This is a genomic window from Azospirillum sp. A1-3, assembly GCF_023806445.1.
In the GTDB taxonomy this organism is placed as follows: Bacteria; Pseudomonadota; Alphaproteobacteria; order Azospirillales; family Azospirillaceae; genus Azospirillum.
The window spans coordinates 353,642-379,285 of sequence record NZ_JAMSLU010000007.1; the positions used below are offsets into that span (position 1 = coordinate 353,642).

Consider the following 25,644-nt stretch of genomic DNA (forward strand, 5'->3'; position numbering starts at 1 on the left):
GTGCAGCCGTGCTCACCAGCCGCTCTCCCGGATCAGCACGCCCAGCACATTGCGGCGCAGCCGCTCAAACCAACTGCTCCGCTCGCCCTCGACCACCACCACGCCACGGCGGCTGCGGGCTTGGGTCAGCGGCACCTCCGGCACCAGGATGGCGCGATAGACCACCTCGGCCGGGATCAGCTTGCCGTTGGCGCTGGGGCGGACGGCGATCTTGCCGCCGTGTGAGGAGGACAGCTCCGGCTGGTCGAGCTCCGTCACGGCGCTGACGTCGAGGGAGCGCAGGCGCAAGGGCAGTTCATCGCCGCCGTCATCGGGAATGAAGCGGGCTGTCGCACCGGGGTGCAGCCGGGCGACGTCGGCTTCGGCGACGAAGCCTTCAGCCACCACCGCATCCGTCACCAACAACGCCAGCGGCTCGCGTGCGGCCACCCAGACGCCGGGGCGCAGATGCTCGGGCAATTCAGCGATGTGGCCGGTGAAGGGGGCGCGCACCACCATGGCGGCGCGCTGGGCCGTGAGGCTGGCCAGTTCGGCCAGAGCCGTTTCCATCTCCTGCCACGTGATCGGCAGGTGGCTGGCCTGATCAGGGTTGACCTGCTGGGCATTGGCCTGAGCCTGGTGCAGGCGCACCGAGCGTCCGGCCTGGGCGATGCGGACCTCAAGGTCGGGGGAGCCGAGCACAAAGGCGATGCTGCCTTCGCGCAGCTCGGCAGCGACGCCAGGGGGCATGCTGGCGATGCGGCCGGCCCGTGGGGCGTAAAGCACAGCCTGCTGTTCCGCCTTCAGCACGGCGGGCGCACTCACCTGGGTGCGCCAGGGCAGGAAGACGGCGCCGATCAGCAGGGCTAGCGCGGCACAGCTGGCGGCAGAGCGGCGGTTCCAGCGCACCGCGCGCCGCCGCTGCACCCACACGCTCAGTTCCTGCAGGATGGGGCGTGCGATGAACCAGCCGATCTCCACCATCATCAAAAACAGACCCAGCAGTTTGAAGGCCATCGCGTAAACCAGCAGCGCGATGCCAAAGAACAGGAAGAAACGATAGACCCAGACCGCCAACGCATAGCCGATCATGAAGCGGCGCCGTGCCGGACCTGGCTGCTCCGGCGGCGGGTCGCCGAAGCCGAACAGCACCTCGCGCAGCCAATGGCGGCCCATGGCAAAGGCGCGGTCTTGCAGGTTGGGCAGGTCCAGCGCGTCCGACAGGATGAAATAGCCATCAAAGCGCATCAAGGGGTTCAGATTGACCGCCAGCGTCATCACCCAGCTGGTGCTGGCCAGCAAAAAGACGCCGGTGCGCAGTGCCCCGTCGGGCAACACACTCCACACCAGCGAGGCGAAGGCGGCCAGCGTCAGCTCCGCCAGCATGCCACCGGCATCGATCAGCAGCCGCTGCCGGCGGGAGACCAGGCGCCACGCATCGGTGGTGTCGGTCCACAGCATGGGCACCATCACCATGAAGGCGACGCCCATGGCCGGCACCCGGCAGCCGGCCCGCTTGGCAGCGATGCCATGTCCAAGCTCGTGCAGGATCTTGGCCAGCAGCAAGGCTCCACCGCCCAACACCAGGCCGTCGACCGACAGCAGGTGCAAGAAGCTGTGGGTGAAGGCGTCCCATTGCCGCCCGATCAGGTAGAGCCCGAGCAAGGCCGACAGCAGGACAAGGGCCAGGAAGCCGCGGGTGAACAGCGCCGCCGCCACCGGCATCAGCGCCGTCAGCAGGCGATCGGGCGACAGCAAAGCGATGCGGATGAACAGGTAGTTCTTCAGCAGCCACTTGGCCGGCCCCATTCGCCGGGCCTCGACCGTACGGGCCAGCCGCAGCGTGTCACCAGGAGCGACCGGCTGGAGCAGCTCACAGCGTTCGGCAAAGCGCAGCATCTCCAGCACCTGCTCCGGCTGGGCGGCGATCGGCGTGGTGCGGCGGATCGACTGGGCGATGGCGGCGGCGGTGCCCAGGCTCCAGCGCTGGAGGATTTCAAACTCCAGCCAGCCGATGCGCAAGAAGCGGTTGGCCGCCGGGTCCTGCAGGGTCCAGGTTGGCGCTCCATCCGCCCCAAACGGTCCTGGCATCAGCCGCAGATCCTCGCGCAGCGGCGGCAGCGGATGCTCCTGCGCTGAGGCCTGTGCGGTGGGCGACGCTGCGGCCGGTGCCTGGTGCGGGGCCGCGGCTACAGCGTCAACCATTGCCGGACCGAGGCGATGGGACGGCGCAGCACCCATAGGGCGAGCGGTGCGGTGTCGCCGTAAATTTTGGCGGTGCCTTTCAGCCCGATGCGCAGATGGTCTGTCGGTTCTGTCCAGTGTGCCTTCAGACGATAGGCAACCACCCCGTCGGGGGCGGCTTGGGCGCGATAGCTGGTGGACACCAAGGTGGCATGCACGGGGGCATCGGGTGTCACATTCAAGAAGAAGGTGACATCGGCCCCCTCCTGGAACGGCAGAGCATCGCCCACCGGCAGACTGATCTCGAGCTCCACCTCATGGGGATCGGCCAGCATCATGATCCGTTCGCCCTGCGCCACCGGGCGGCCGACCCAGTCATTGACATCGTCGAACACCGCGACACCGGCCATCGGTGCGCTCAGAGTCGCGCGCTCCAGCAGGGTTTGCAGATACGCCGCCTCGGTGGCCTCCTGCTCCAGCTTGCCCTGCAGGACAACCAGCTGTGCCTTGGCTTTGGCATCGAACACCGCCTGCTGGGCGGCTTGCTGGTATTCTGCCTGGGTGACGTCGCGGGCCTTCAGGGCCACCTTGTGTTTGGCAAGAAGTTGAGCGGTGTCGAGCGTCACCAGCGGCTGGCCGATGGCTACGGCCTGGTTGGGTTTGACGGCGACGCTGTCGACCACCCCCTCGAATGGCGCCCGCACCAGGGTGGGGGTGCGGGGAATGACCTCCGCTGGTGCCAGCACCGACTGGCGCACCGGGATGGCCCCGACGCCCAGCAGCAGCGCCACCGCCGTCGCCGCAGCCCAGAGTTTGCGCGTGCCCCCGTGTCCCGGCAGCCGCGCTTTGCGGGCGTGCGCCGCCAGCCAGGCATGGGCATAGGCATCGCCGATATGGTCGAGCAAATGGGCATCTGCGTCACTCCAGGGCTCGGTGCGGGCCAGCAGCAGCCCCCCCAGCGTGCCGCGTCCCGCCCAGGCCAGCGGCAGCCAAAAGGCGTTGGCCGACAGATGCTCGCTCCACCCCGACCGCAGGTCGGGCGGCAGGGTCGCGCCCTCGATCGGTCCGGCCGTCGCCGCACCGGCCAGATGCGCCAGCAGCCGCGTCACCCAGCTGGCATAAGCCCCGGTGAGATCGGGCACCGACACGCCCGACAAGGCCACAAGCGATCCCGTCGGGCCTCCCTGCCACAAAGCCGCCTGCTGGTAGGGCAGCACGCTTGCGGTTTCATTGACCATCACAAAAGGCAGTTCGCTCTTCCCCGCATGGCGTGCCCGCTTTTGCACCTGCAGCATCGCCGACACGCGCAAGAGCTGGCGGTTGAGCTGTCCATTCACCGCAGCAGGATTGGCCGGGAGCGGTGCGGGGGGCGCAGACATGGTGGTGGCGCTCATGGCTGCTGTCCTTTCGGCGGCTCCAGCAAGGCCCGCCCGCTCATTCCGGCCAGCAGACGCTCATCCGGATTGCGGATGGCGGCATAGAGTTTGATTGACTGGCTGACCGGATCGACCCGGCCGGACAGACGCGACACCTCGCAGTCGTAAGAGCGGCCGGTCTCATGCACCTGCACCGTGAAGCGGGTTCCAATCCTCAGCCAGGAGAGCCAGCGGGACGGCACGATGGCCTCCAGCTCCAAGCTGGTGTCGTCGAGGATGTCGAGCAGGGGCTGGCCTTCGCCGATGAACTGGTACTGGCGCACCGGCACGCCGGCAACCCGGCCGGAGAAGGGGGCGGTGATGGTACAGCGTGACACCATCGCCCTCATCACCCCAACCTCGGCCGCCGCCTCAGCCACATCGGCCTGACCGACACTGATCTCCTTGACGCTGACCGACCCCAGCTTGCGCAGCCGTTCATTCACCTCAAGCAGGCTGCGCGCTTTGTTGAGCACGGCATTGGCACGGGCAAGCTGGCTTTCCTGCACCGCGCAATCAAAGCGGACCAGCACATCGCCCTTCTTGAAGCCCTGCCCATCTTGCACCGGCAGCTCCAGGATGCGTCCCGCCATACCGCTGGCCAGAATTGTGGCGGTGTGGGCGGTGACCTGGGCGCGGATTTCCCGCTCCACCATGGGCAACTCTGGCGGCGGCGGTGTCAGTGCGGCAGGGTCAGGCCCAGCCGGGGCTTGGGCCATGGCGGTGCCGGCGGACAGCATGGCCGTCAGCACACAGCCACGGAGGAGACAGCGAACGCTCACGATACCGGTTGACCTTCTGGTTTGGCGGCTGCGGCATCCGGTGCGGTTTCAGCGGGATGCTGGCCGGCGGGCACAGCGGCAGGCGGCGTGGCGGGGGTGGGAAGCGGAGGCAGCTCGCCCTGATCCAGGCGCATCAGCGACTCCTTCACCGCACGCCGCAGGGCGTTGAGATCATCGGTCTCCACCGATGCCGGAATCGGGTCCAGTCCAACCGAGGTGTACAGATTGCCAAGCGCCGTCTGCAGCTCTGTGAAGGCGCGGTCCCGATCGAGTTCTGCCGCCACAGAGGACAGGCCGCGGCGGATGCGCTCGAACTCCGGCTCCGCCTGGGCAAGACCACCGTCATTGACGGTCTTGGCAATGCGCCCTTCGACCCGGGCGATCTCCAGGGCGGTGTCGTAGGTTTCCACCGAGCGCTGGAACTGTTGGTAGCTGACATTGACCTGGGTCAGCACGGCAACCGACAGGGCGAGGCGGCGGGTCTTTGCCACCTCGATCTGTGCCTCCGCGGCGTCGATGATCTGGGGGGCGCTGATCAGGTTGACCAGGTTCAAGGTGGCGCGCACCCCCGCCTCAGCCCACAGATTGTTCACCAGATAGGAATTGCTGTCGTAGTTGAGCGAGCCCAAAACGGACAGCCCCGGCATCAGCCGCAAAATTTCCTTATACAGGTTGTTGCGGTCGACCCGCTCCTGGTAGCGCTCCTCGCGCAGCTCCGGGCGCTGTGATAGCCCCATCAGCTCCAGCGTTGCCACGTCAACCGACACCGAGCGCGGGAAATTGGGCAGCGCCGGCGGCTCTTCGACGGTGAAAGTGGTGGTCGGCGGCACATTGATCAGGGCCGCAAGCTGCGCCTTTGCCACCGACAGGTCGGAGCGCAGGCGGCGCAGCTGGGTGATCACCTGCAGCAGGTTCTTGCGATACTCCAGGGTCGGTAGGATCGGCGCCAGCGCGTTTTTCTCGATCTCCGTGCTGGCGGCCAGGGCCTGTTCGGCCTGCCTCATCAGCGGGTCGATCTTGGGCAGCAGGCGCTGGGCGGTGCCGGCCCGCCAATAGGCGGAGCGCACCTCTTTGACGATGTTGTTGACGACGCGGCGTCGGCGCTCCACCGCGATCAGCGCGCGGTCGGACTGCTGGCGGGCCTGGAAATAGCCGACGCCGAAATCGAGCAGGTTCCAGGAAAAGGTGAGATCGCCAGTCCGCCGGTGTTGGTCTTGCGAGGTGGAGGGTTCCAGCGACTGGCGCCTGGTGAGGACCGACAGGCTGGAGGACGCGCTCTCATTGTTGCGGCCCACATAGCCGGCGCTGGCCGCCAACCGCGGCAGCAGGTTCATCACCGTCACATCGAACTGACGGTCCTGCAGGGATGCTTCGGCCATCGCCAGCTGGTGGTCGTAATTGTATTTCAGCGCGCGGGCCACCGCCTCGGCCGCGGTCAACGGACCGACGATCTCAGGTTGATTGGCGTAGATCGTCTGATAGTCGGACTGGGCCTGCACGACATGCTCAGCCGCCGGAATCGGTTCTGGCGCAACCGCACAGCCGCCAAGCAGCACCAGGGAACCGAGCATCGGAACGGGCGACAGCGCAAGCAGGCGCATCGGAAAGGACTTGGCCATCAGGGGAGGGGTGCCTTCAGCAAAAGGACTATGACGAACAGAGGGTTTCTGCTGTTGCGACAAGAAGGGGGCCGCCGTCATGCGGCCTCCTGATCGGTGTCGGCGGCGAGCAGGAGCGTATCAAGCAGGCTGCGCGCCTCGGCCAGCAGACCCGGCAGCCCTGCGGCATGGAGTTGCGCGGTGAAGCTCGTCCGTCCAGCCTGGATGGTGGCCGGCATGCCAAAGAAGGACTCCACATCGGCGTCGGCCCGCCGCTCACCGGTGGCAGCTGGTGCGGGCGGGACATCCCTGCCCTCCCCTTCTGGTGCGGTATCCGGTCGGTCACTTGGCGTCCCCTCTGCTGCCGGCTCATCCGGGCTCGGCTGCTCCGCTGGCGGTTGCGCCGCCGGCGTGCCGGCGGCTGACGGTGCCCGCGGTGCCGCCGACCGGTTGGGGGGACTGCCGGCGTCGCGCTGGGCATCGTCCACCGGGGTGCCGGTCTTCAGATCCTGTCCGACCAGGATGCGGAATTGGGCCGCCGCCTGGTTGCCGCGGTTGTCCTTCGCGACGATCACGATGTCGACGGCACCGCGGGCATTGGCCGGCGGCGTGCCGCGGAAGGTCAGGTTCGGGGCGTCGAACTGCAGCCAGGTGGGCAGAGGGCTGCCGTCCGGGCGGGTGGCCTGGTAAACCAGCTTCTCGCCGGGATTGGTGTGGCGGAAGACGTTCGGCGGCACCTGGAAGCTGGTCTGCTGCTGCGGCATCATCACCTGATTGCCCACCGATCCCGCCAGGAACAGGTCGACATTGGCCGAGCTGATCTGACGGAACAGCGCATCGGTTGACAAGAAGCCGCTGCTGTCACCCCAGCGGTTCAGGCTGGATGCTGCAAGCACCGCATCACTGCCGTAGCCGCTGACGCTGCCTGTGCTGGTGAGCACCGACAGGGCGTCGACATAGCTGATCAGCGGCGTCAGCGGCGCCGTCGGTGTGGTGGTGGTGGTCTGTCCGCCCTCGCTCGTGGGCGTGGTTCCGGACGGGGTGACCACAGTGATCAAGGGGTGCGTTGGCGTGAGCGGATCGGCCGGCGGGCTGGTCGGCGGGGGGGGCGTGTTGGGGACCGTCGGGGTGGTGGGGGTGGGAGGCGTCGGTTGCACATCAGCGGTGATGGTCAGCCGCACCCCGAGCTCGGCATAGGCGCCGACGGTGTCGGTCCCGCGCACGGTGATTGCCATGTCGCCGCTGGTCCCCGACGGCGGGGTGCCGCGGAAGGTCAGCGTTGTCGGGTCGAAGCTGAGCCAGCCCGGCAGCGGCCGTCCGTCGGCCAAGGTCGCGGTGAAGCTCAGGCTGTCTTGGGTGTCGACATCGCTGAAGCGACCGCGATCGACCGTCAGCACAATGGGTTGCCCTGCCTGCCCGCTGGCCAGCGGCGGCGGCCCGCTCACCACCGGCCGGTCGTTGGTGCCGGTGATGGTCACCACGACCTGTCGGGTTTCGCTGCCGCCATGTCCATCTGAGACGGTGACGGCATAAGTCTCGGTGATGGTCTGGCCTTCGGCCAGAGCCTGCAGCTTGGCGTTGTCGACGCTGTAGGTCCAGCTCACCTGACCACCGGTGCCGCTGCCGGTCGTGTCGGCCGACAGCACCGCCGTCAGCGTGCCAAGCTGGCCAGAACCGCTGGTGGAGACGAAGGTGGAGGTGACGGTGTGGCTGTCGCTGCGGTCGAGATCGCCAAAAGCGATGGTGCCGGTGTCGCTCAGAATGCCGCTGCCGGCGTCCTCGGTCACACGGCCGGTGAGATCGGCCACGCCGATGACCGGGGCGTCGTTGGTGCCGGTAAGGGTGACGACCACGTCTCTCGTCACGGTGGCGCCGCTGCTGTCGGTCAGGGTCAGGCGGTAGGTCTGGGTCACGGTCTCGCCCACGCCCAGGCCCTGCACCGCGGCGTTGTCCACCACAAAGTCCCAGTTCACGCTGCCGCTGCCATCGGCCTCCGTCACCCGGGCGCTCAGGCTGCCGAAGCCGCCCGCCGGCACCAGACCCGCCGGCACGCCAGCGGAGGTCTGGACCGTTGCCGCTCCCACCGACACGGTGTGGCTGTTGGTCACGTCCACATCGGTGAAGGCGACGGTGCCGCTGTCGCTCAGCGTCGGGCTGGCGGCATCCTCGGTGACCGCTCCGGTTATTTGGCTGTCCGCCATCACCGGCACATCGTTGGTGCCGGTGATGGTGATGGTCACGGCGCGCGTTGCCGTCGCACCGCCGGCATCGGTGAGCACAAGCTGATAGGTCTGCGTCACCGTCTCGCCCGCGGCCAAGCCCTGGACAACGGCGTTGTCAACCGAGAAACCCCAAGTAACCGTGCCGGCGCCGGTCCCACCAACCGGTTGACTGACGCGCGCGGTCAGCGTGCCAAACCCACCTGCCGGAACGAAGCCGGTCGGGATGCCGGACGAGGACTGGATGGTCGGCACACCCACGGTGATCGTGTGGGTATCGCTCAGGTCGACATCGGTGAGAACGATGACGCCGGTGTCCGTCAATGTGGGGGATGTGGCGTCTTCGGTCACTCCGCCGACCACATCGTCGAGCGCCAGGCCAGGTGCGTCGTTGGCGCCCTGGATGGTGACGGTGAGCGTTGCCGTGCTGGTGAGGCCGGCGGCATCGCGCATGGTGTAGGAGAAGGTCTCGGTGAGCGTGTCGGTGGTCAGGCGCAGCGCCTGGACTGCGGCGTTGTCGTTGTCGACCGCATAGCTGTAGGAGCCGTCGGGGTTCAGGGTCAGCGAGCCGTAGCTGCCGGCCAGGGCTTGGCCGAGCGTGCCGGCTGTTGTGCCAAAGGCCACGGCGGACACGGTCTTCGTATCGCCGCCATCCACGTCACTGTCGTTGGTCAGCACATTGCCGGTCGGAGTGGTGCCAGGCGTTCCGTTGGCCAGACCACCGGCCTCAACCGCCGTGGCCGTGTCGTCCACCGCTGCCGGTGCGTCGTTGGCACCCTGGATGGTGATGGTCAGCGTCGCCGTGCTTGCCAAACCCGCGGTGCCATTGATCGTGTAGGAGAAGGTCTCGGTGAGCGTGTCGGTGGTCAGGCGCAGCGCCTGGACCGCGGCGTTGTCGTTGTCGACCGCATAGCTGTAGGAGCCGTCGGGGTTCAGGGTCAGCGAGCCATAGCTGCCGGCCAAAGCTTGGCCAAGGGTGCCGGTCGTCGTGCCAAAGGCGACAGCGGACACGGTCTTCGTGTCGTCCCCATCCACGTCACTGTCGTTGGTCAGCACATTGCCGGTCGGGGTGGTGCCGGGCGTCCCGTTGGCCAGACCGCCGGCCTCAACCGCCGTGGCCGTGTCGTCCACCGCTGCCGGTGCGTCGTTGGCGCCCTGGATGGTGACGGTCAGCGTTGCCGTGCTGGTGAGGCCGGCGGCATCGCGCATGGTGTAGGAGAAGGTCTCGGTGAGCGTGTCGGTGGTCAGGCGCAGCGCCTGGACTGCGGCGTTGTCGTTGTCGACCGCATAGCTGTAGGAGCCGTCGGGGTTCAGGGTCAGCGAGCCGTAGCTGCCGGCCAAAGCTTGGCCAAGGGTGCCGGTCGTCGTGCCAAAGGCGACAGCGGACACGGTCTTCGTGTCGTCCCCATCCACGTCACTGTCGTTGGTCAGCACATTGCCGGTCGGGGTGGTGCCGGGCGTTCCGTTGGCCAGACCACCGGCCTCAACCGCCGTGGCCGTGTCGTTCTCCGCCATCGGTGCGTCGTTGGCACCCTGGATGGTGATGGTCAGCGTTGCCGTGCTGGTGAGGCCGGCGGCATCGCGCATGGTGTAGGAGAAAGTCTCGCTCAGCGTATCGGTGGTCAGGCGCAGCGCCTGGACTGCGGCGTTGTCGTTGTCGACCACATAGCTGTAGGAGCCGTCGGGGTTCAGGGTCAGCGCGCCATAGCTGCCGGCCAGGGCTTGGCCAAGGGTGCCGGTCGTCGTGCCAAAGGCGACAGCGGACACGGTCTTCGTGTCGTCCCCATCCACGTCACTGTCGTTGGTCAGCACATTGCCGGTCGGGGTGGTGCCGGGCGTTCCGTTGGCCAGACCACCGGCCTCAACCGCCGTGGCCGTGTCGCCCACCGCTGCCGGTGCGTCGTTGGCGCCCTGGATGGTGACGGTCAGCGTTGCCGTGCTGGTGAGGCCGGCGGCATCGCGCATGGTGTAGGAGAAGGTCTCGGTGAGCGTGTCGGTGGTCAGGCGCAGCGCCTGGACTGCGGCGTTGTCGTTGTCGACCACATAGCTGTAGGAGCCGTCGGGGTTCAGGGTCAGCGCGCCATAGCTGCCGGCCAGGGCTTGGCCAAGGGTGCCGGTCGTCGTGCCAAAGGCGACAGCGGACACGGTCTTCGTGTCGCCGCCATCCACGTCACTGTCGTTGGTCAGCACATTGCCGGTCGGGGTGGTGCCAGGCGTCCCGTTGGCCAGACCGCCGGCCTCGACCGCCGTGGCTGTGTCGTTCACTGCCGCCGGTGCATCGTCCGCTGCTTTAACGTCGACCGTCGCCCGGGCGGTGTTGCCGTCCAGGTTGCCACCGGCGGTGGTCGCGGTGTCGGCGCTGCCGGCGTCGGTCAGGCGCACATCGAAGGTACGGGGAGTGCCGGTGGATGGATTGTCCGAGACGTTGCGGTAGGTGATATCGCGCAGCAGCGCTTGGACGTCGCTCTTGGCAGTGACGCCAGAGTTGCCGGTGATATCGATGATGACAGCGCCATCCGTGCCAGCCGTTTGCACCACCCGATAGGTCACGCCACCAAACATCACCGTTTGGCTGTTGGTGCCGGTGACCAGGGGGATGTCGGTGCCGCCGATGCGGACAATCTCCGCGGCCCCATCGGCCATGCCGCTTGCAACGATGCGGATCGCGCTGAGGTTGGCGCTGTCCACGTCGGCCAGAATGGCGTCGGCAAAAGGCTTCACCTCACTGCCACGGGTGTCGGGCCCGGACTGCTCGGTGAAGGTGAGGGAGACGTTGGACAGACCATTGGCGGCATTGCCGTCGAGGTCGACCGTGGGCGCGTCGTTGGCGCCAGTGACGGTCACTGTCAGGGTGTTGGTCGTTTCCGCGCCACTGTCACTGTCGCCACTGCCGTAATCCTCGACCGTGTAGGTGAAGATCTCCTCTGGCGCTTGGCCACTGCGCAGGCCCTGCACGCTCGCCGTAGGGTTGCGCAGCGTGTAGGTGTAGGTGCCGTCGGCCTGAACCTCCAGGTCGCCGTAGGTCCCGGCGACAGTGATCTTACCGTTGTCGGTGGGGACGGTGACCGTGGTCCCGTCGAAGACCACCTGACGGATGCGCAGGCTCTGGGCCTCGTCCGGATCGGTGTGACCGGTCAGTAGATTGCCGGTGGTTGTGAGCGTGCCGTCCTCTGTGACGGTGCCGGTCTTGGGCATACCGGCCGAGGGCTCGTCCTCCACCGAGCTCACGCTGAGCGCGATCGTGGCGGTGCGATCGGCGGGGCTGGCGCTGTCATCCTGGCTGCGGGCGGTCACGGTCACGGTGAGTGCACTGTTCTGTCCACTGCCACCGCCACCTTGCGTGTTCCAGTCGGCCGGCAGGCGGACCCACAAGCCCACGGGCTGTCCGCTGGTGAGCGCGGCGTCGGTGAGCGTGATGGGGGCATTGCCGGTGATCGCGGTGCCGGCCGAGGCGGCGCTCGGCATGCTGTCGCTGACGACATAGTGGGCACCGTTCGGCAACCCCTGGACGACCAGGGTCAGCGTCTCCGAACCGTCGGCGTCGGTCTCCGCAATGGTGAGCGGAAGCTGGAACCAGCTGTCCTCCACCCCGGTCACGGCGACCGTGGCGCTCGGGTTGAGCTGACCGTCGACCGTCAGGTCAGGCGTGTCGGAAACGCGCGCAAGATCAATCGTGATGCTCGTGGTGGTGGTTGCGGCCTCGCCGCCAGCCCCACCGTTGGAGCCGTCATTCACAATGATGGTCAGGATATCGTCGGGCGCGGCTTCGGCTCTGTCCTTGTCTCCCAGATAGCTGAGGGTCGCCAGGGCGGCGTTGATGTCGGCGCGCGTGCCGCGGAGCTCGATGGTTGCAACGCCCGTGTGGTCCGCCGCCGCCAGCGCCGTGCCGTCGTGGCGGGTGAGCCCGGCGACCGACCCGAGGGTGAGCCCTCCCTGTCCGACACTCAGCGTGACCGCATAGCTGTCGGGGTCCGGATGGCTGGGGAACGCGCGGTCGCGTCCGTCGTCGATGGTGATCAGCCCGGCCTCATTGGCACCAGTGCCGCCATTGAAGCGCAGGACCGTGTCCTCGTTGGCCACGCTGGAGCTGACGGACAGTGGAGCGGCGATGGTCGGCGTGTCGTTGCGCGGTGTGACCGTCAGGGTCACGGTCCGCGTGGTCACCAGGGCTGCCGTTGCAGCATCCACAAAGGCGAGGCCATCGGCATAGGCATAGTCGCCAGGGTTGGCCGTCGCATCGTTGGTGTCGGTCGCCGTGTTGGCACCCTGCACGACCAGCGGGCGTACGCCGCGGTTGCCGCCATCATTGACAGCGAGCGTCACCGTCACCGTGCCGTTCCAGTCCTCCGGTCGCACGCGACCGCCGCCATCCACATCGGGGAAGGCGATGGTCAGGGCGGCCAGGCTGGCGTTGAGCTGGGCGCGCGTGCCCTGGAGGAGGAGGGTCTCGGTGTTGAGACCGGTGCCCGCCTGGGTGAGGATGGTGGCGAGCCCGGTGCCAGTGTGGGTGGCGAAGGTTACATTTCTGTCGAGCGTCACCCTCGCGGTCATCACGTCGGCCGCCCCGACGTCCGGATCGCTCATCGACAGGCCGAAGGCCGACAGGGCATAGCTGGTGCTGCCCTCATCGACCGTTTGGCTGCTGCCGCTGAGTGACGGAGCGTCATTTTCCGGGGTCACCGTCACCAGAAGCGTGGTTGCAGGTTGCATGGCGTTGGCGCCGCCGTCATTGACGGCGATGGCCAGGGTGCGGGTTGCTGTCGGCGTGTCGGAGCTGGTGCGGAAGGTCAGCGCCTCAATCAGCGCTTCTGCAACCGCGCGGGTGGCGAGCGGGCTGGTGAAGGAGATCACCAGATCGGTGCTGCCGGTTCCGCCGGAGATCGTGCCGATGGCAACCCAGCTGCCGCCGGTTTGCAGCTCGACAGCGCCGCCGTTGCGCCGCACGCTCCCGTCTGCAGCGGCCGTGTCGGTCCGCACCGAGATGGTGTCCTCGCCGGACACGAAGCCCGATACCGTGATCGAACCGCCGTCGAAGGTGGCGCTGTCGACATCTGTTAGGGTGATGTCGGCATCAAGGACCAAGGGGGCGGCCTGTGCGGCGTTTTCCCGGACCGTCAGCGGCGTCAGACCGCTGATCGTCGGTTGGTCGTTGGTCGCCTCTATCGCGATCGTTGTTGTCGCGGTGTTGCTGGGCAGACCGCTGGCCGAGATGTTGGTGTCGCCCGCGTCCCAGACCTGTACGGTGAGTGTGCGCGCTGTTGTGGTGGTCGGGTTGTCGGAGGTGTTGGTGTAGGTGATGGCGCGCAGCAAGGCTTCGAACGCGGCAACAGAGTGGGTGTCGCCGGAGGCCGGGGTGATGGTGAAGCGGCCGGTGCTTGCCGTGTAATCGACCGTGTAATCGACCAGGAACTGCACTGCCCCTTGGCTCACGGTCACGGTGCTATGGTCGGTATTGAGTGTGAAGTCATGACCGCCGATGCGCAGGAGCTCAGCGCCTCCGTCTGCCACATTGGCGACCGTGATCTGCATTGAGGACAGATTTGTGTTGTCCACATCGCTCAACAGCGTGCCCGACGCAGCGGCAATGGCCACCGGCAAGTGCTGGCCGTTTGCGACGTCGGTGAAGGTGACGCTGTGATTCACCCCGTCCGCCGCACCGTTCAGGTCAAGCTCTGGCGGATCGTTGACGTCGGTGTAGGTCAGGGTGACCGTTGCAAAGGGGCTGGGATTGGTCGGCAGTGCCTCTCCACCGGACTTGGCGTTGTTGGCGCCATCGGTCAGGTTGAAGGTGACCGTCCGTCCGGTGTTGGCGCCGTTGCTGGTTGGATTGTCGCTGGTGGTCCGGTACGAGACGGCTTCGATGAGCGCGGCCACCCGCTCGGCGGTGGCGTTTGCGGTGAGGGTGATCTGCAGCGGCACGCCGGCCGTGCTGACGATCGTCCCGCCATTGCTGTTGATGGTGCCAACCAGGAGACCGTCGACGGCGACATCGCTGCCGCTGAGTGTGACGGCCTGGCTTTGATAGGCCCCGGGCCTGACCAGCAGCACGTCCCCGGCGTACCATGTCGCCAGAGTGACGGACAGCACGCCACCGCCAAAGTTTTGATCGGCAAGAGCCAGATGCGCGAAGTCGCGCGGATCGTCGACGCTTGTCACGGTGAGCAGGCTGACCGGGGCGGTGCCACCGAGCCCTGCAGTCTCTTGGAGTGTGATGGTGGGGGTGCCGCGTGGGGTTGAGACCACCTCCGGGCTGTCGTTGACCGCCGTGACCGTCACACCAATGGTGTTGGTGGCTGACCATTGGCTGGTCTGCTCGTCCACCGCAGCGAGGTTCTCCCCGGTGTCGGCCGTGTGGCCGCTGACAGCGGCGATGGTGGCGTCGGACGCGCGCACGGTCAGGGTGCCCGGTGTGCCGTGATAGTCGGCCGCCGGATGAAAGCGGATTTCGGCCGTGGCCGGCAGCAGCAGCGCGTCGGTTGCGGCAACGTCGGTGCGGATCGTCTGCCAGCTTCCGCTGCCCACCCGATACTCCCACACGCCCTCGGCGGCGGTGGCTGCGTTGCCGACGATGGCGAGACCCTGGATTGTCGAGGCCGCCGTGTTGCCGCCGCCGGCGATGTTGGCCCCGGAGGGGCCTTGGTTGTCGGTGACGTCGGAGAAAGACCCGGAGTAGAGCGTGGACACCATGGTCCCTGAGGGCGTGGCGCTGTCTTCCGGAATGCCGGTCACTGTCCGGCTGGTGATCGTCGGCCGGTCATTCACCGGGGTCACTGTGGTGGAGACTGCAACGCTGTTGAGGCCCCAGGCGCCGGTTTGGCTGGCCGAGTCGCCGTTGGCCGACAGCGTGATGGTCTTGACGTCCGAGGCGTTGGCGCTGGTCGGCAGCGACATGCTGCTGTCGGCGATGCGGATGGTCAGCACGCCTGGCGTGCCGTGGAAGTTGGCTGCCGGCGAGAAGCGAACTTGCGCGTTCACCGACAAAACCAGAGCGGTGTCTTTCGCAAAGCTGGTCGGAACGTCGACCCAGGTGAGGCCATCACTGGACACCTGCCACGTGCCCTGTGCGGCAATCGCCTCATTCTTGGTGATCGCGATGTAGCCGGCAGCGGTTGCCGTATTGCCACCGCGGACGCCGGTCTGGCTGTTGGGAGGAGCGGTGCTGCGGTCGTCGGTTGCGTCGGAATAGCCAATGGCGGCGCTGTTGTCGGTCAGCAGCGTGGCGAAGCTGATGGCGCTGGTGGTCGTGGCGTTGGTGGTGTCCTGTTCTGCAACGGTGCCGACGCTCATGGTCTTGCCGCTCTCGTAGGTCGGCCGGTCGTTGAGCGGGGTGACGGTGATCGACAGGATGTCGGTGTCGGACTGAACGCCCAGCCCACCGCTGTGCTGATCGGTCGTGACCACCTGGATGCTGGCCACGCCGCTGGTACCATGCAGGTTGGCGCTCGGCGTGAAGGTCAGGGTTTTCAGGACGGCGTTGAGATCCGCCTTCGTGCCGGCCAAGGTGATCGTCGTCCGGTCCGCCACCCCCGCGCCGGTCACGCCTGCCTGGTTGGCGATGCTGATCGTGCCGCCGTCGGCCGTCAGGACCACGGTCATCGGCAAGCCGAAATCGTCGACATCCGAGATTTGGATGAACGCGTCGTGCGCATCCTTGACCGGGGTGTTGGTCGAATCCTCGGCGACGCTCAGGGGCGACGGCAGCGCGTTGACCGGCGGGTCATTGACCGACGAGACGTTGAGCAGGCGGGTGGCCGTGGCGATGTTGGTCGCCAGGGGCGGGACGGTATCGGTGGCGGGGTTGAAGGTGTCGGTGCCGGGGATTGCTCCTGGCGGCGAGCCGTCCTGGTTGACCAGGCCGCCGTTCGCCCCAAACTGCGTTCCAGCCGTGCCTGCATCGGCGTCGATCAAAGCCCCGCTCACGAGGTCGCGCAGCCGGTCGTCGACGATCACCTGAAGGCGGTAGGATGCGTCGCGGTCGGTACCGAACTGAAGGGTCAGCCCTGCCAGCGCGGCGTTCACCTGCGCCAGGGTGCCGCGCAGCACCAAGGCGGTATTCGTGCCGTTGTGGGTCGTGTCGACCGTAGCCCCTGCCCCCGCGCCCGGCGCGATCGTCAGGTTTGCGTGGTCGGCGACGGCGGTGCCTGCGGCATCCATCAACCGAACCGTCGCCTGGACAAAGCTCGTCTCGCCGGGGTCAATGGTGGCCAGTTCGGCTTCGGTGATGACGATGCCGGAGATCGCCACGCTGCCCGAGCTGGTTACCGGCACCGTACCGCTGCCGGCGGTCACGGTCGGCGCATCGTTGACGGCGACCACCGTCAAGGCGACGGTCTTGACCACGTCCGCATTGGCGACGCTTCCGGCGCCGACGTCGCCCCCCACAGCGGCATCATGCTCTTTGAACGTGACCGTCAGCGTGTCGGGACCATTGTAGTCTGCGCTGCTGGTGTATTTCAGGCCGCTGTTCAAGATCGCTTGCAGATCAGCCCGCTTGCCGGTCAGGGTGAGGTCCGAGCCGGTTTGGCCGTTCACCGACAAGGTACCCTTGGTGACGTGCAGGCGGACCTGCATGTCGAGGTCCAGCGGGTCGGACTCCGGGTCGCTCAGCGTGAAAGCGCCCGTGAAGGTCCCCTGGACGTCCTCATAGAAGGTTTGGGCCGCCGGCACGGTCATGTCGTGCGGGTCGTTGATCGGCGACACACGCAAGACCACGGTTGACGACACGATGTTCCGGCTGCCGGCCGGCACCTCGGCCGTGGTCCAATCGTACGCTGTGGTGTCGACTGCTGGTGCAGCAGCGCCGATGCTGCTTGGCTGGTTCACCGGGCCGCCGTTGGCGCCGCTGGTGAGCGCACCGTTGCCGTCACGCAAGCGGTCGTCGACGATCACTTCCAGCTGGTAGCGCTGGTTCAGGTCCTGGCTGAAGGTGACGGTCAATGTCTCCAGCGCCTTGTTGACCTGGGCGCGCGTGCCCTGGACGGTCAACGGCTTGTCGACGCCATCAGCACCCGCGAGTGCAGTGATCCCGGCCGCCGTGCTGTCGAAGGCGAAGGTGACCGTGCCCGGGATGGTGGTCGCGAGGTCGGTGATGAGCGTGCCATCCTTGTCGCGCAGGCGCACGGTCACCTGGACGAAATCGCTCTCGGACGTGTCGAGCCTGGTCAGGTCCGGGTCGGCGATCTGGAAGACCGTCGTGCCATCCTTGATCGGGTTGTAGGCCGGGGTGCCGCTGTCGATGAGGATCGGGGTCGCCGGCCGGCTCGAGATGGTCGGCGCATCGTTGGCCGGTGTGACCACGATCTCGAATTTGCGGTCGGCTTGTTCCTTGTCGCCGTCTGACAGCGTGAAGAGGAAGCTGTCGTCGGTCGCTCCGGCGGGGTTGCCGTCATAGTCCTCGGCGCCGTTGTGGATGTAATAGATATGGTTGGCGGCCACATCGGCCTGCGTGAAGCTGGAGCCGACGGCGATTCGGCTGAAGGTGATCCCATCGCTGGAGCGGGCGATGTACCCTTTTGTCGGCGCTGTGGTGATGCGGTACTGAACCTGGAGGCTCGAGCTGTCGGGATCGTAGGCCTGCAGATCGGCGCTGGTGATCAGCACCCGGCTGCCTTCGGAGACGGTGACGCGGTTGTTCGCGGGAACCCCACCGATGAGGTTGGGAGACCCAACGGTGACGGCCGGGTCGTCCGCATCGGCATCCGCTGCGATTTGCGGGCCGTCACTGACGGCAGTCATGTCGAAGGACACGTCGGTTGGGGCGCTGACGGCCCCCCAGCGGTCGACGGCCTTCACGGTGAAGGTCGCGGAGCGCACCTCGCTGCCGTTGTGGACGAACCGCAATCCGGTCGTGTCGGCGCTCGCGGTGAGGAGTGAGGCGGAATAGAGCCTGTTGAGCTGCACCGCTTCCCAGCCGGTGCCGGTGTTGATCTCAAGCCAGCCGGCGTCGCTGCTCGGCAGAGCGGTGATCTGGAACTGCAGGGGGTTGGCAGCGTCGTGGTTGAGCGCGAAGTTGTTCGCATAGACACCATCAGCCGCTGGTGTCTCCAGATAGGATTCAGTGACCGCATCGTCCGGATCGGCGAATGACAGCAGCGAGGTGGTGATGTACGACGTCCCCCCTTCCGGGATCGTCGTGCCGCTCGAGCCCGCCGCCGTCGGTGCATCATTCACCGGCGTGGTGTAGATGGTGAAGATCCCCGTCGTGGCGATGGAGGCCCGGGTCACCGGGTCGATGGCGCCGGTTGAGACCGAATAGCGGAAGCTCGACTGGAAGCCTTCGCCGGCCGACGGCATGAAGCGGACATGGCCGGCATCCAGATCGGCCTGGGTGAAGGTGCCGTAGGTGCCGAGTGTCTGCCAGGAGCCATTGACCTGGCGCTGCAAGGTGCCATGCCAATCGCTGCCAGTGACGCCCAGTTTCAGCAGCGTGTAGACGATTTGCGCGGTCGAGGCGCCCGACGCGCTGTAGCTCAGCATCACCGGGGTGGCGGAATCGCTGTCGACGCCGTAAATGATGCCGGCCGTCTCACTGCCCTCTGTCACCGTGCCGGCAGCGGGCTTGGCGGGGTCGGGGTTCTGGCCCAGGAACAGGATTTGGCTGCTGTCGGCGGCAGGCGGTGGCGGTGCATCGTCGTTGCGGATGAGGCCGGTGGCCGTGGCCCCGGCGCCGGCGATGCTGCCATAGCTGGCCGAGACCAAACGGACGGTGAAGCCCTCGTCCGCTTCAATCGTGCTGTCACCCGCGACCTGGACGGTGATGGTGGCGCTGGAGGCGCCAGCGGCGAAGGTGACGGTGCCTGAGGGCAGCGTTGCGTTGGCAAAATCGGACGCGGTGGCCGGGCTGGCGCCGCTGCCGGCCGCCGTCCACGCCACGGTTGCGGCGCGCGAGCTGTCGCCGCTGCGGGTGACGGTGAAGGTGTAATCGGTGGTGCCGCTGGCCCCTTCATACTTGCTGGCGTCGGCGGCGCTGACGGTGTAGGTCGGCGGGACCGGGTCGTCATTCTCGATCATGCCACTGGCCGAGGCGGTGACGATCCGTGCGCCGACGGCGTTGCTCAGCACCACCTGGAACGGCTCGTCCGCCTCATAGTCGATGTCGCCGACGGCCGCGATGGTGATGGTTTTGCTGTCCTGGCCGGCTTCGAAGGTGATGCGGCCGCTCAGGCTGCCGGTCAGATCGCTGGCCGTGGCGCCGCCATACTGCACCGCCCAATCAACCGCGCTGGTGCTGGTGATGTCCCCGCTGCGGGTGATGGTGAAGGTCAAGGGGGTGGTGGCGCTGTCGCCCTCGCTTTTCACCGCGTCGGTGGCGGCGATCGCCAGGGTCGGCAGGCTGTTGGGATCGTCGTTCACGATGGTGGCATGGGCGATCGCTTGGTCAATCACCGCGTTGGTCGCGGCAATCAACTCGACCTGGAACGGCTCGTCCCCCTCCCGCACGCTGTCCCCGCTGATCGGGATGGTGATGGTTTTGCTGGCCTCAGTCGGGGCAAAGGTCACAGTGCCGGTCGGCAGCCGTCCGCCAAAGTCGGCGGCGTCCACCGCATCGCCGGTCACCCGCCAGGTCACCTCGCTGCGGTCGGACAAGGTGCCGCTGCGGGTTACGGTGAAGGTAAAGCTGGCGCCGGTGTCGGTGCCTTCCCTCAGCGCCACAGCAGTGTCGACGATGGCAACATGAGGGAGCGGGTCATCATTGACGATGGTCGAAGCCACCCAGCCACGGCCGATGGCAGCACCCTGCGCATGGTCCAGCACGATGGCGAAGCTTTCGTCCGCCTCCACCAGCTGGTCGCCCTTGATGGTGACGACGATGGTTTCGCTGGCATCGCCGGCATGAAAGGTCAGCGTTCCTCCGGGCAGCACGCCGCCAAAATCGGCCGCCTCGGCCGGGCTGGCTCCCACCCCCACCACCGACCAATCGACCGTGGCGGTGTTGGACAGATCGCCGGTGCGGGTGACCGTGAACAGATAGTGGTGCGACTCGCCGTCCCCTCCTTCCAGCTGGGTTTTGGTCACGGCGGTCAGGTCGAATTGCGGCAGGGTCTCGGCATCATCGTTGGTGATGACCGCGCTTGCCGTGGCAACCGTGATGACGCCGTCCTGCGGGGGGTCAGACAGCGTGACGATGACTTGCTCATCTGCTTCCTGCAGGCGGTCGCCGGCGACAGTGATGGTGATGGTCGCGGTGGTTTCATTCTCGCCGAAGGTGACGGTGCCGTGTGGCAGGAGGCCGTTGAAGTCACCGACAAAATCATCAGCGGTGACACCGGTGCCGCTCAGCGTCCACTTGAGCGTTGCCGCCGTGGCGACAGCGCCGCTGCGGGTGACGGTGAAGGTGAACGGTGTGCTGGTGTCGTTGCCCTCGGCCTTTGCCGACTGGTCGGCGGTAATGGCATAGATCTGACCATCGTCGTTTTGGATGGTGGTGGTGACGCGATCACCACCCGTCGCCAGCGCGACACCGGCCGGCGTCGACAAGGTGACGGTGAAGTCCTCATCCGGCTCCACCTGGGTGTCGCCGCTGATCTCCACCGTGAAGGTCGCCGTCGTGGCGCCGGCGGCAAAGGCGACGGTGCCATGCGGCAGGCTGCCACCAAAATCGGCCGCGTTGGCGGTGATGCCGCTGACGCTCCAGTCGACGCTGGCGGCAGCACTGGTGTCGCCAGAGCGGGTGACAGTGTAGGTCACGCTGTGCGGGCCGGTGTCGCCCTCCGCCACCGCCCCTGGACCGGCCAAGCTGACCCAGGAGACCGGGTCATCGTCATTTGCCACCACCGAACTGGCCGAGGCGACGGTGATGCGCGCGTTGTCGGCGTTGCTGAGCGTCACCGTCAGCGTTTCGTCGGCCTCCACCATCCGATCGCCGGCCAAAGCAAGTGTGATGGTTTGGCTGGTTTGGCCGTCGAGGAAGGTCAAGGTGCCCGATGGCAAGGTGCCGTTGAAATCATCGGCATTGACCATGCCGCCGACGCTCCAATGCACGGTGCTGGTGCCGGTCGGATTGGTGCGGGTGACGGTGAAGGTGACATCACGCGTGGCGCTGTTGCCCTCCGCCAGCACCCCTTGGTCGGCACTGATCGACAGAGCCGGATGGTCATCGTCGACGATGGTGACGGTGGAGCTGCCCACACCAATGGTGCCAGACACCGCGTTCAGGAGGGTGACGGTGAAGTCCTCGTCACTCTCCAGCAGGGTGTCGCCCTTGACGAGGATGGAGATGGTCTTGGTGACGTCGTTTGCATTGAAGCTGACGGTGCCCTGCGGCAGGCTGCCGCCAAAATCGGCCGCGTCGGCTTGACCACCACCAACCACATACTGCACGGATCCGGCCTGGCTGGTGTCGCCGCTGCGGGTGACGGTGAAGGTGAAAGCGGTGTTGCCGCTGTTGCCCTCGGTCAGGCGGGTGGCGACGGCGGTGAGGTCCAGCACCGGCGGGACCGGCGGGTCGTCGTTCATGATGGTGGCCGTGGCGGCCGCACTGGCAAGCGATCCGTTTGTCGGATTGGACAGCGCCACTTGGAAGCGTTCATTCGCCTCCTCGCTCCAGTCGCCCTTGACCGTGACGGTGATGGTCTTGACGGCCTCACCCACAGCGAAGGTCAATCCGCCTTGCGGCAGCTCGAGCAGATCGAAATCGGCGGCCGTGAGTCCGGCATCCAGGGCCTCCACCGTCCAGTTGACGGTGGTCTCCTGCTCCAGCTTGCCCGAGCGCATAACGGTGAAGGTGAAGGAGGTGTCGGTCCCGCTGCCGCCCTCTGCTTTGGCAACGCTGCCGGGATCGACGCTGATGGCCAAATCGGGGAGCGGGTCGTCATCGCGGATGGTGGCACCCGCCGGGAGGCCGATCAAGGTGGCGCCAACCGGGTTGCTCAGGCGGAGCTGGAACTGTTCGTCTGGCTCCTCACTCTCGTCCCCAGCCACCAGGATGGTGACGGTCTTGACCGTCTCACCAGCCGCGAAGGTGACGCTGCTGTGCGGCAACATGCCGCCGACAAAGTCGGCAGCGCTGGCGGCATAAGGCCCGGTGCCTTCGACCTCATACTCCACCGTGCTGGTGCCGGTGGTGATGCCGCTGCGGGTGATGGTGAATGTGTAGCTGCGCGTCTCGCCGGGTTTGCCCTCGAACTGGGTTTGGGTGGCAGGATCGGCGCTTACCGTCAGGCCGGTGTCATCGTTCAGCACGGTGGTGGTGGCGCTCGGGGTCACCACCACGCCGCCCACCGGGTCGGAGAGGGTGACGGTCAACGCCTCATCCGCCTCGACCGTGACGTCGCCCGTCAGCATCACGGTGATCGTCTGCTCCCGGACCCCTGCGGCAAAAGTGACGGTGCCGCTGAGCTCTGTCAGATCGTCGGCGGTGACGCTGCCGCCAACCGTGTAACGCACGCTGCCAGGCGTGCTGAGGTCGCCGATGCGGGTCACAGTGAAACTGACCGGCTTGGTGGCGCTGTCGCCTTCGGTCACTGTGGCGGCAGTGGCGGAAACCGCATAACCGACCGTGTCGGCACCAGCACCGCCTGCCATCGTGAGGGTGAAGGTGAAGAGCTTCAGAGGATCACCGGCATTCGGCCCCTCATAAAGGCCGCCCTGCCGGACATAGCTGCTGCCGTCGGCGTTCCATTTCACGCCCATCGCATTGTCCGACACCGCGAAGGTGAAGGAATCCTGGGACGACGGGCCGGTCAGACTGGCCTGTGATTGGACATAGACCACCTTCTTCTCAATGATGTCCTGCAGACTGAAGGTGCCGCCGGCCGCCACCAGCACGCCATCGCGCAGGATGCGGCCCTGGCCGGGGGTGCCGACCACCGCAAAGGTGATGGCGGACGGGTCGCTGTCGCTGTCCGTCACATTCAACATCGCCGTGGTCAGCACGACGCGGAAATTGTCCGTTGCTGTCGACAGGTCACCGTCCGGGCCTGCTGCGCTGACCACCGCCTCCCCTGTCCCGGTCACGGCACTTGGGTCATCATTGACCGGATCGATGGTCAAGCTGACCGTTTGGCGGAGGCTGGCCGGCGTGCTGGTGCCGCCACCAGTGTCACTGAGGATGATGTCGAAGCTGTCGGTGGCGGCGGCTCCTGTCGGCTCCTCCCCGGCATGGGCGTAATGCAGCCCGGCGAGTTGGTCTTGCGCGATGGTCAGCGTGACGGTGTCAAGGTTTTGCGCGCCATGATCGGTCAGCCAGGCCGAAAGCTCGGTGTTTGCCACCGTGTAAGCGGTGCCGTTGAGTGCGAGGGTGCCGGTGAACACCAGCCTGCCATAGGTCGGCAGCGAGGCCAGGCGGATCGTCAGCGCATCATCGGGGTCACCACCGGCGGTGGCGATGATAAAGTCGCCAATGGCGGTGCCGGCGGCGTTGGCCGGGCTCCCCTCCAACACATGCCCGGCCGCTTGCGTCACCTCGGGCGCTTGATTGACCGGGGTAACCGTGACCGCAACGGTCTGCACCCGCTCTGGCGCCGACGAATAGGACTGTGGCGTGGCGCCGTCATTCACCGTGACTTGGAAGCTGTCGTCCAGATTCTGCTCGGCCCCGGTGGCGGTGTGGACATAAACCAGCCGGCCCTTCACCACGTCGTCCTGGGTGAAGACCGATTTGGCGCCCAGCCGCTGGCCCTCGAGCTGCAGATAGCCGTGGGTTGGCAAGGCCTCCAGCCGATAGACCAGCTGAACGTCGCTTTGGGTGCCGGCGGTCACCTCGGGATCGACAGCGATCAAGGTGCTGGGGCCGACACCGACACTGCTCTTTTCGACCACGGTGACCGTGCCGGTGGTCAAGCTCGTCGGATCGTTGGAGGGCGACACCGTGACCGCGATGGTCTTCGGTGTGGCGCTCAGCGCCGGGGTCTGGCTGTCAGCGGCGGTGATGGTGAGGGTGGTGGTGCGGGCGGTGGTGCCCAGCTCTGTGTCGGCTGCAACAAAGCGCACCCCGGCCAGCCACAGATTGGCATCGGCCGCCGTGCCTGTGAAGGTCAGGCTGCTTTGGGCATCGTCACCTTGGGTGGTGCCGTCGTCGAGATGGCCAACGCTGGTGTTGGGCAGGGAAACCGTGACCGTGACCGACACAGGGTCGGTGCCGGTGCCGGCATAGCCGACAGTCCAGCCCGACAACGCGGCGCTGCTGGCATTGGCCGCATTCAGTGCGCTCGGCTCGGCCACCGTCAGGCTGTCGGCGCCGGCTGAGGTGATGCTTGGCGGGGCCAGCAGATGATGCCAGCTGGCGAGCGCTGCGGCATCGGCGGCGAGATGGGAGTCGATGGTGCCGGTCGCAACCTCCAAATCCCAGTTGCCGCCCAGCCCTGTCGAACCGGTTGCGTCGGTGGACGCTGCGACATCGGCATCGGTCAGATCGGCGAGCCGGGTAACAAAGGCCAGTCCAGCGGCCCCTCTGCCGACGTCGCAGCCGAACAGCAGAATGTCGGCGTCAGCGGTCAGGCCACGGCGCCAACCGGCCACACCGTCCGACAGGCTGTCGGCGGTCAGCACGTCATGGCCCAGCACAAGCGCGCCCTGTGAGCCATGAGCAATGATTTGCAGCGAGGATACAGAACCAGTGGCCAGCGCATCCTGGATGCGGGCGATGGCGTTGTCGTCGACGCCAATGACCAGACGCTCCACGCGTGAGGGGAGAGTGGCAAGCAGTTGATCGACATCCTGAACGCGGGCATCGACGACGACGATCTCCCGCTCCGCCAAACTGGCCTGTGCCGGAGGAGCATTGCGTCCCGGCATGTCACGGTCTGGGTCGGTTATGACGGCCACGCCGGTCAGGTCACCCAAGGTGCGGGCGAATGCCTGTCCGGTTGCACTGGCGTTGGTGTCATAACCATGGATGTGGATGCTTGCGCCGTCGCTCAGATGGTCGCGCCAGCTGGCAACCTCATCAGCTCTGAACGCCAGTGACGCGGCATCCAAGGCGTCACGACCGGCCAGCAGCCCGTCATCACTCTGGGAGGGCAGAATATGGAGGCTGTCGAGCCCGCTCTGCCCAGCCAAAGCCTGGTTGATCTGGGTGACGGCATCACGCTCGGGGTCCAGCACCACCACCCGGCTTCCCAGGGACGCAGAGGCCGCCCAAGCAGCTTGATTTTCCAGGCGGGCGTCGACGAAGACGATGCTGTGGACCGGTGCAGTGTCAAAAGACGGCGCCGCTGGAGCGCTTTCGCGCTGTTGGGGGGGCGCGGCATCTTTCGCCGCGGGCGAGACAAGCGCAGCGGTCCCATCGATTGTACGGTGGTTCTCGTCTGTTGCGGCTGGCGGGTGAGTTGCGTCAGTGGGAGAGGCATCGTCATGGCGCGCATCACGATGCTGCTGGTCGATGACCGTGTTGGCGCTGTCCGCCACCGTGGCAACGGCGGCGCCGTCAAACACGAAACGGGGCTCAAGGATGATCTTCAGCGAATTGCCCATGCTCATGACGCTTTTCCTGCCGCAGCACGGGCAGCGCCTCAGACTGGCAGCGCCT

At 66.7% G+C, this 25,644-nt stretch carries 5 protein-coding genes; all 5 read right to left on the reverse strand.

Going from position 1 to position 25,644, the window contains the following annotated elements:
* Positions 1-12: 12 nt before the first annotated feature.
* From M5E06_RS32140 to M5E06_RS32160, 5 genes are read right to left on the reverse strand one after another with little or no spacing between them, the layout of a single operon-like run.
* Positions 13-2,184 (reverse strand): HlyD family efflux transporter periplasmic adaptor subunit, encoded by a 2,172-nt coding sequence (locus tag M5E06_RS32140; RefSeq protein ID WP_252141720.1) that lies wholly within the window; start codon positions 2,182-2,184, stop codon positions 13-15.
* The gene (locus tag M5E06_RS32145) at positions 2,169-3,557 is read right to left on the reverse strand and encodes an efflux RND transporter periplasmic adaptor subunit (protein ID WP_252141721.1); all 1,389 of its coding nucleotides are present in this window, start codon (positions 3,555-3,557) and stop codon (positions 2,169-2,171) included. The genes M5E06_RS32140 and M5E06_RS32145 overlap by 16 nt, the downstream gene beginning before the upstream one ends.
* Positions 3,554-4,360: an efflux RND transporter periplasmic adaptor subunit gene (locus tag M5E06_RS32150; RefSeq protein ID WP_252141722.1), complete on the reverse strand. Its 807-nt coding sequence runs from the start codon at positions 4,358-4,360 to the stop codon at positions 3,554-3,556. Before M5E06_RS32150 ends, M5E06_RS32145 begins: the two co-directional genes overlap by 4 nt.
* A complete protein-coding gene (locus M5E06_RS32155; RefSeq protein WP_252141723.1) occupies positions 4,357-6,060 on the reverse strand; it encodes a TolC family protein in 1,704 nt (567 codons plus the stop codon). Before M5E06_RS32155 ends, M5E06_RS32150 begins: the two co-directional genes overlap by 4 nt.
* Entirely contained in the window at positions 6,057-25,595 is a 19,539-nt protein-coding gene (locus M5E06_RS32160; protein ID WP_252141724.1) for a cadherin-like domain-containing protein, read from the reverse strand. Before M5E06_RS32160 ends, M5E06_RS32155 begins: the two co-directional genes overlap by 4 nt.
* Between the last annotated feature and the right edge of the window lie 49 nt (positions 25,596-25,644).

Excerpts from the sequence above, each read along its gene's own strand:
- M5E06_RS32140 (WP_252141720.1), bottom strand. The coding sequence starts at position 2,184 with ATGGTTGACGCTGTAGCCGCGGCCCCGCACCAGGCACCGGCCGCAGCG.
- M5E06_RS32145 (WP_252141721.1), bottom strand. The coding sequence starts at position 3,557 with ATGAGCGCCACCACCATGTCTGCGCCCCCCGCACCGCTCCCGGCCAAT.
- M5E06_RS32155 (WP_252141723.1), bottom strand. The coding sequence starts at position 6,060 with ATGACGGCGGCCCCCTTCTTGTCGCAACAGCAGAAACCCTCTGTTCGT.
- M5E06_RS32160 (WP_252141724.1), bottom strand. The coding sequence starts at position 25,595 with ATGAGCATGGGCAATTCGCTGAAGATCATCCTTGAGCCCCGTTTCGTG.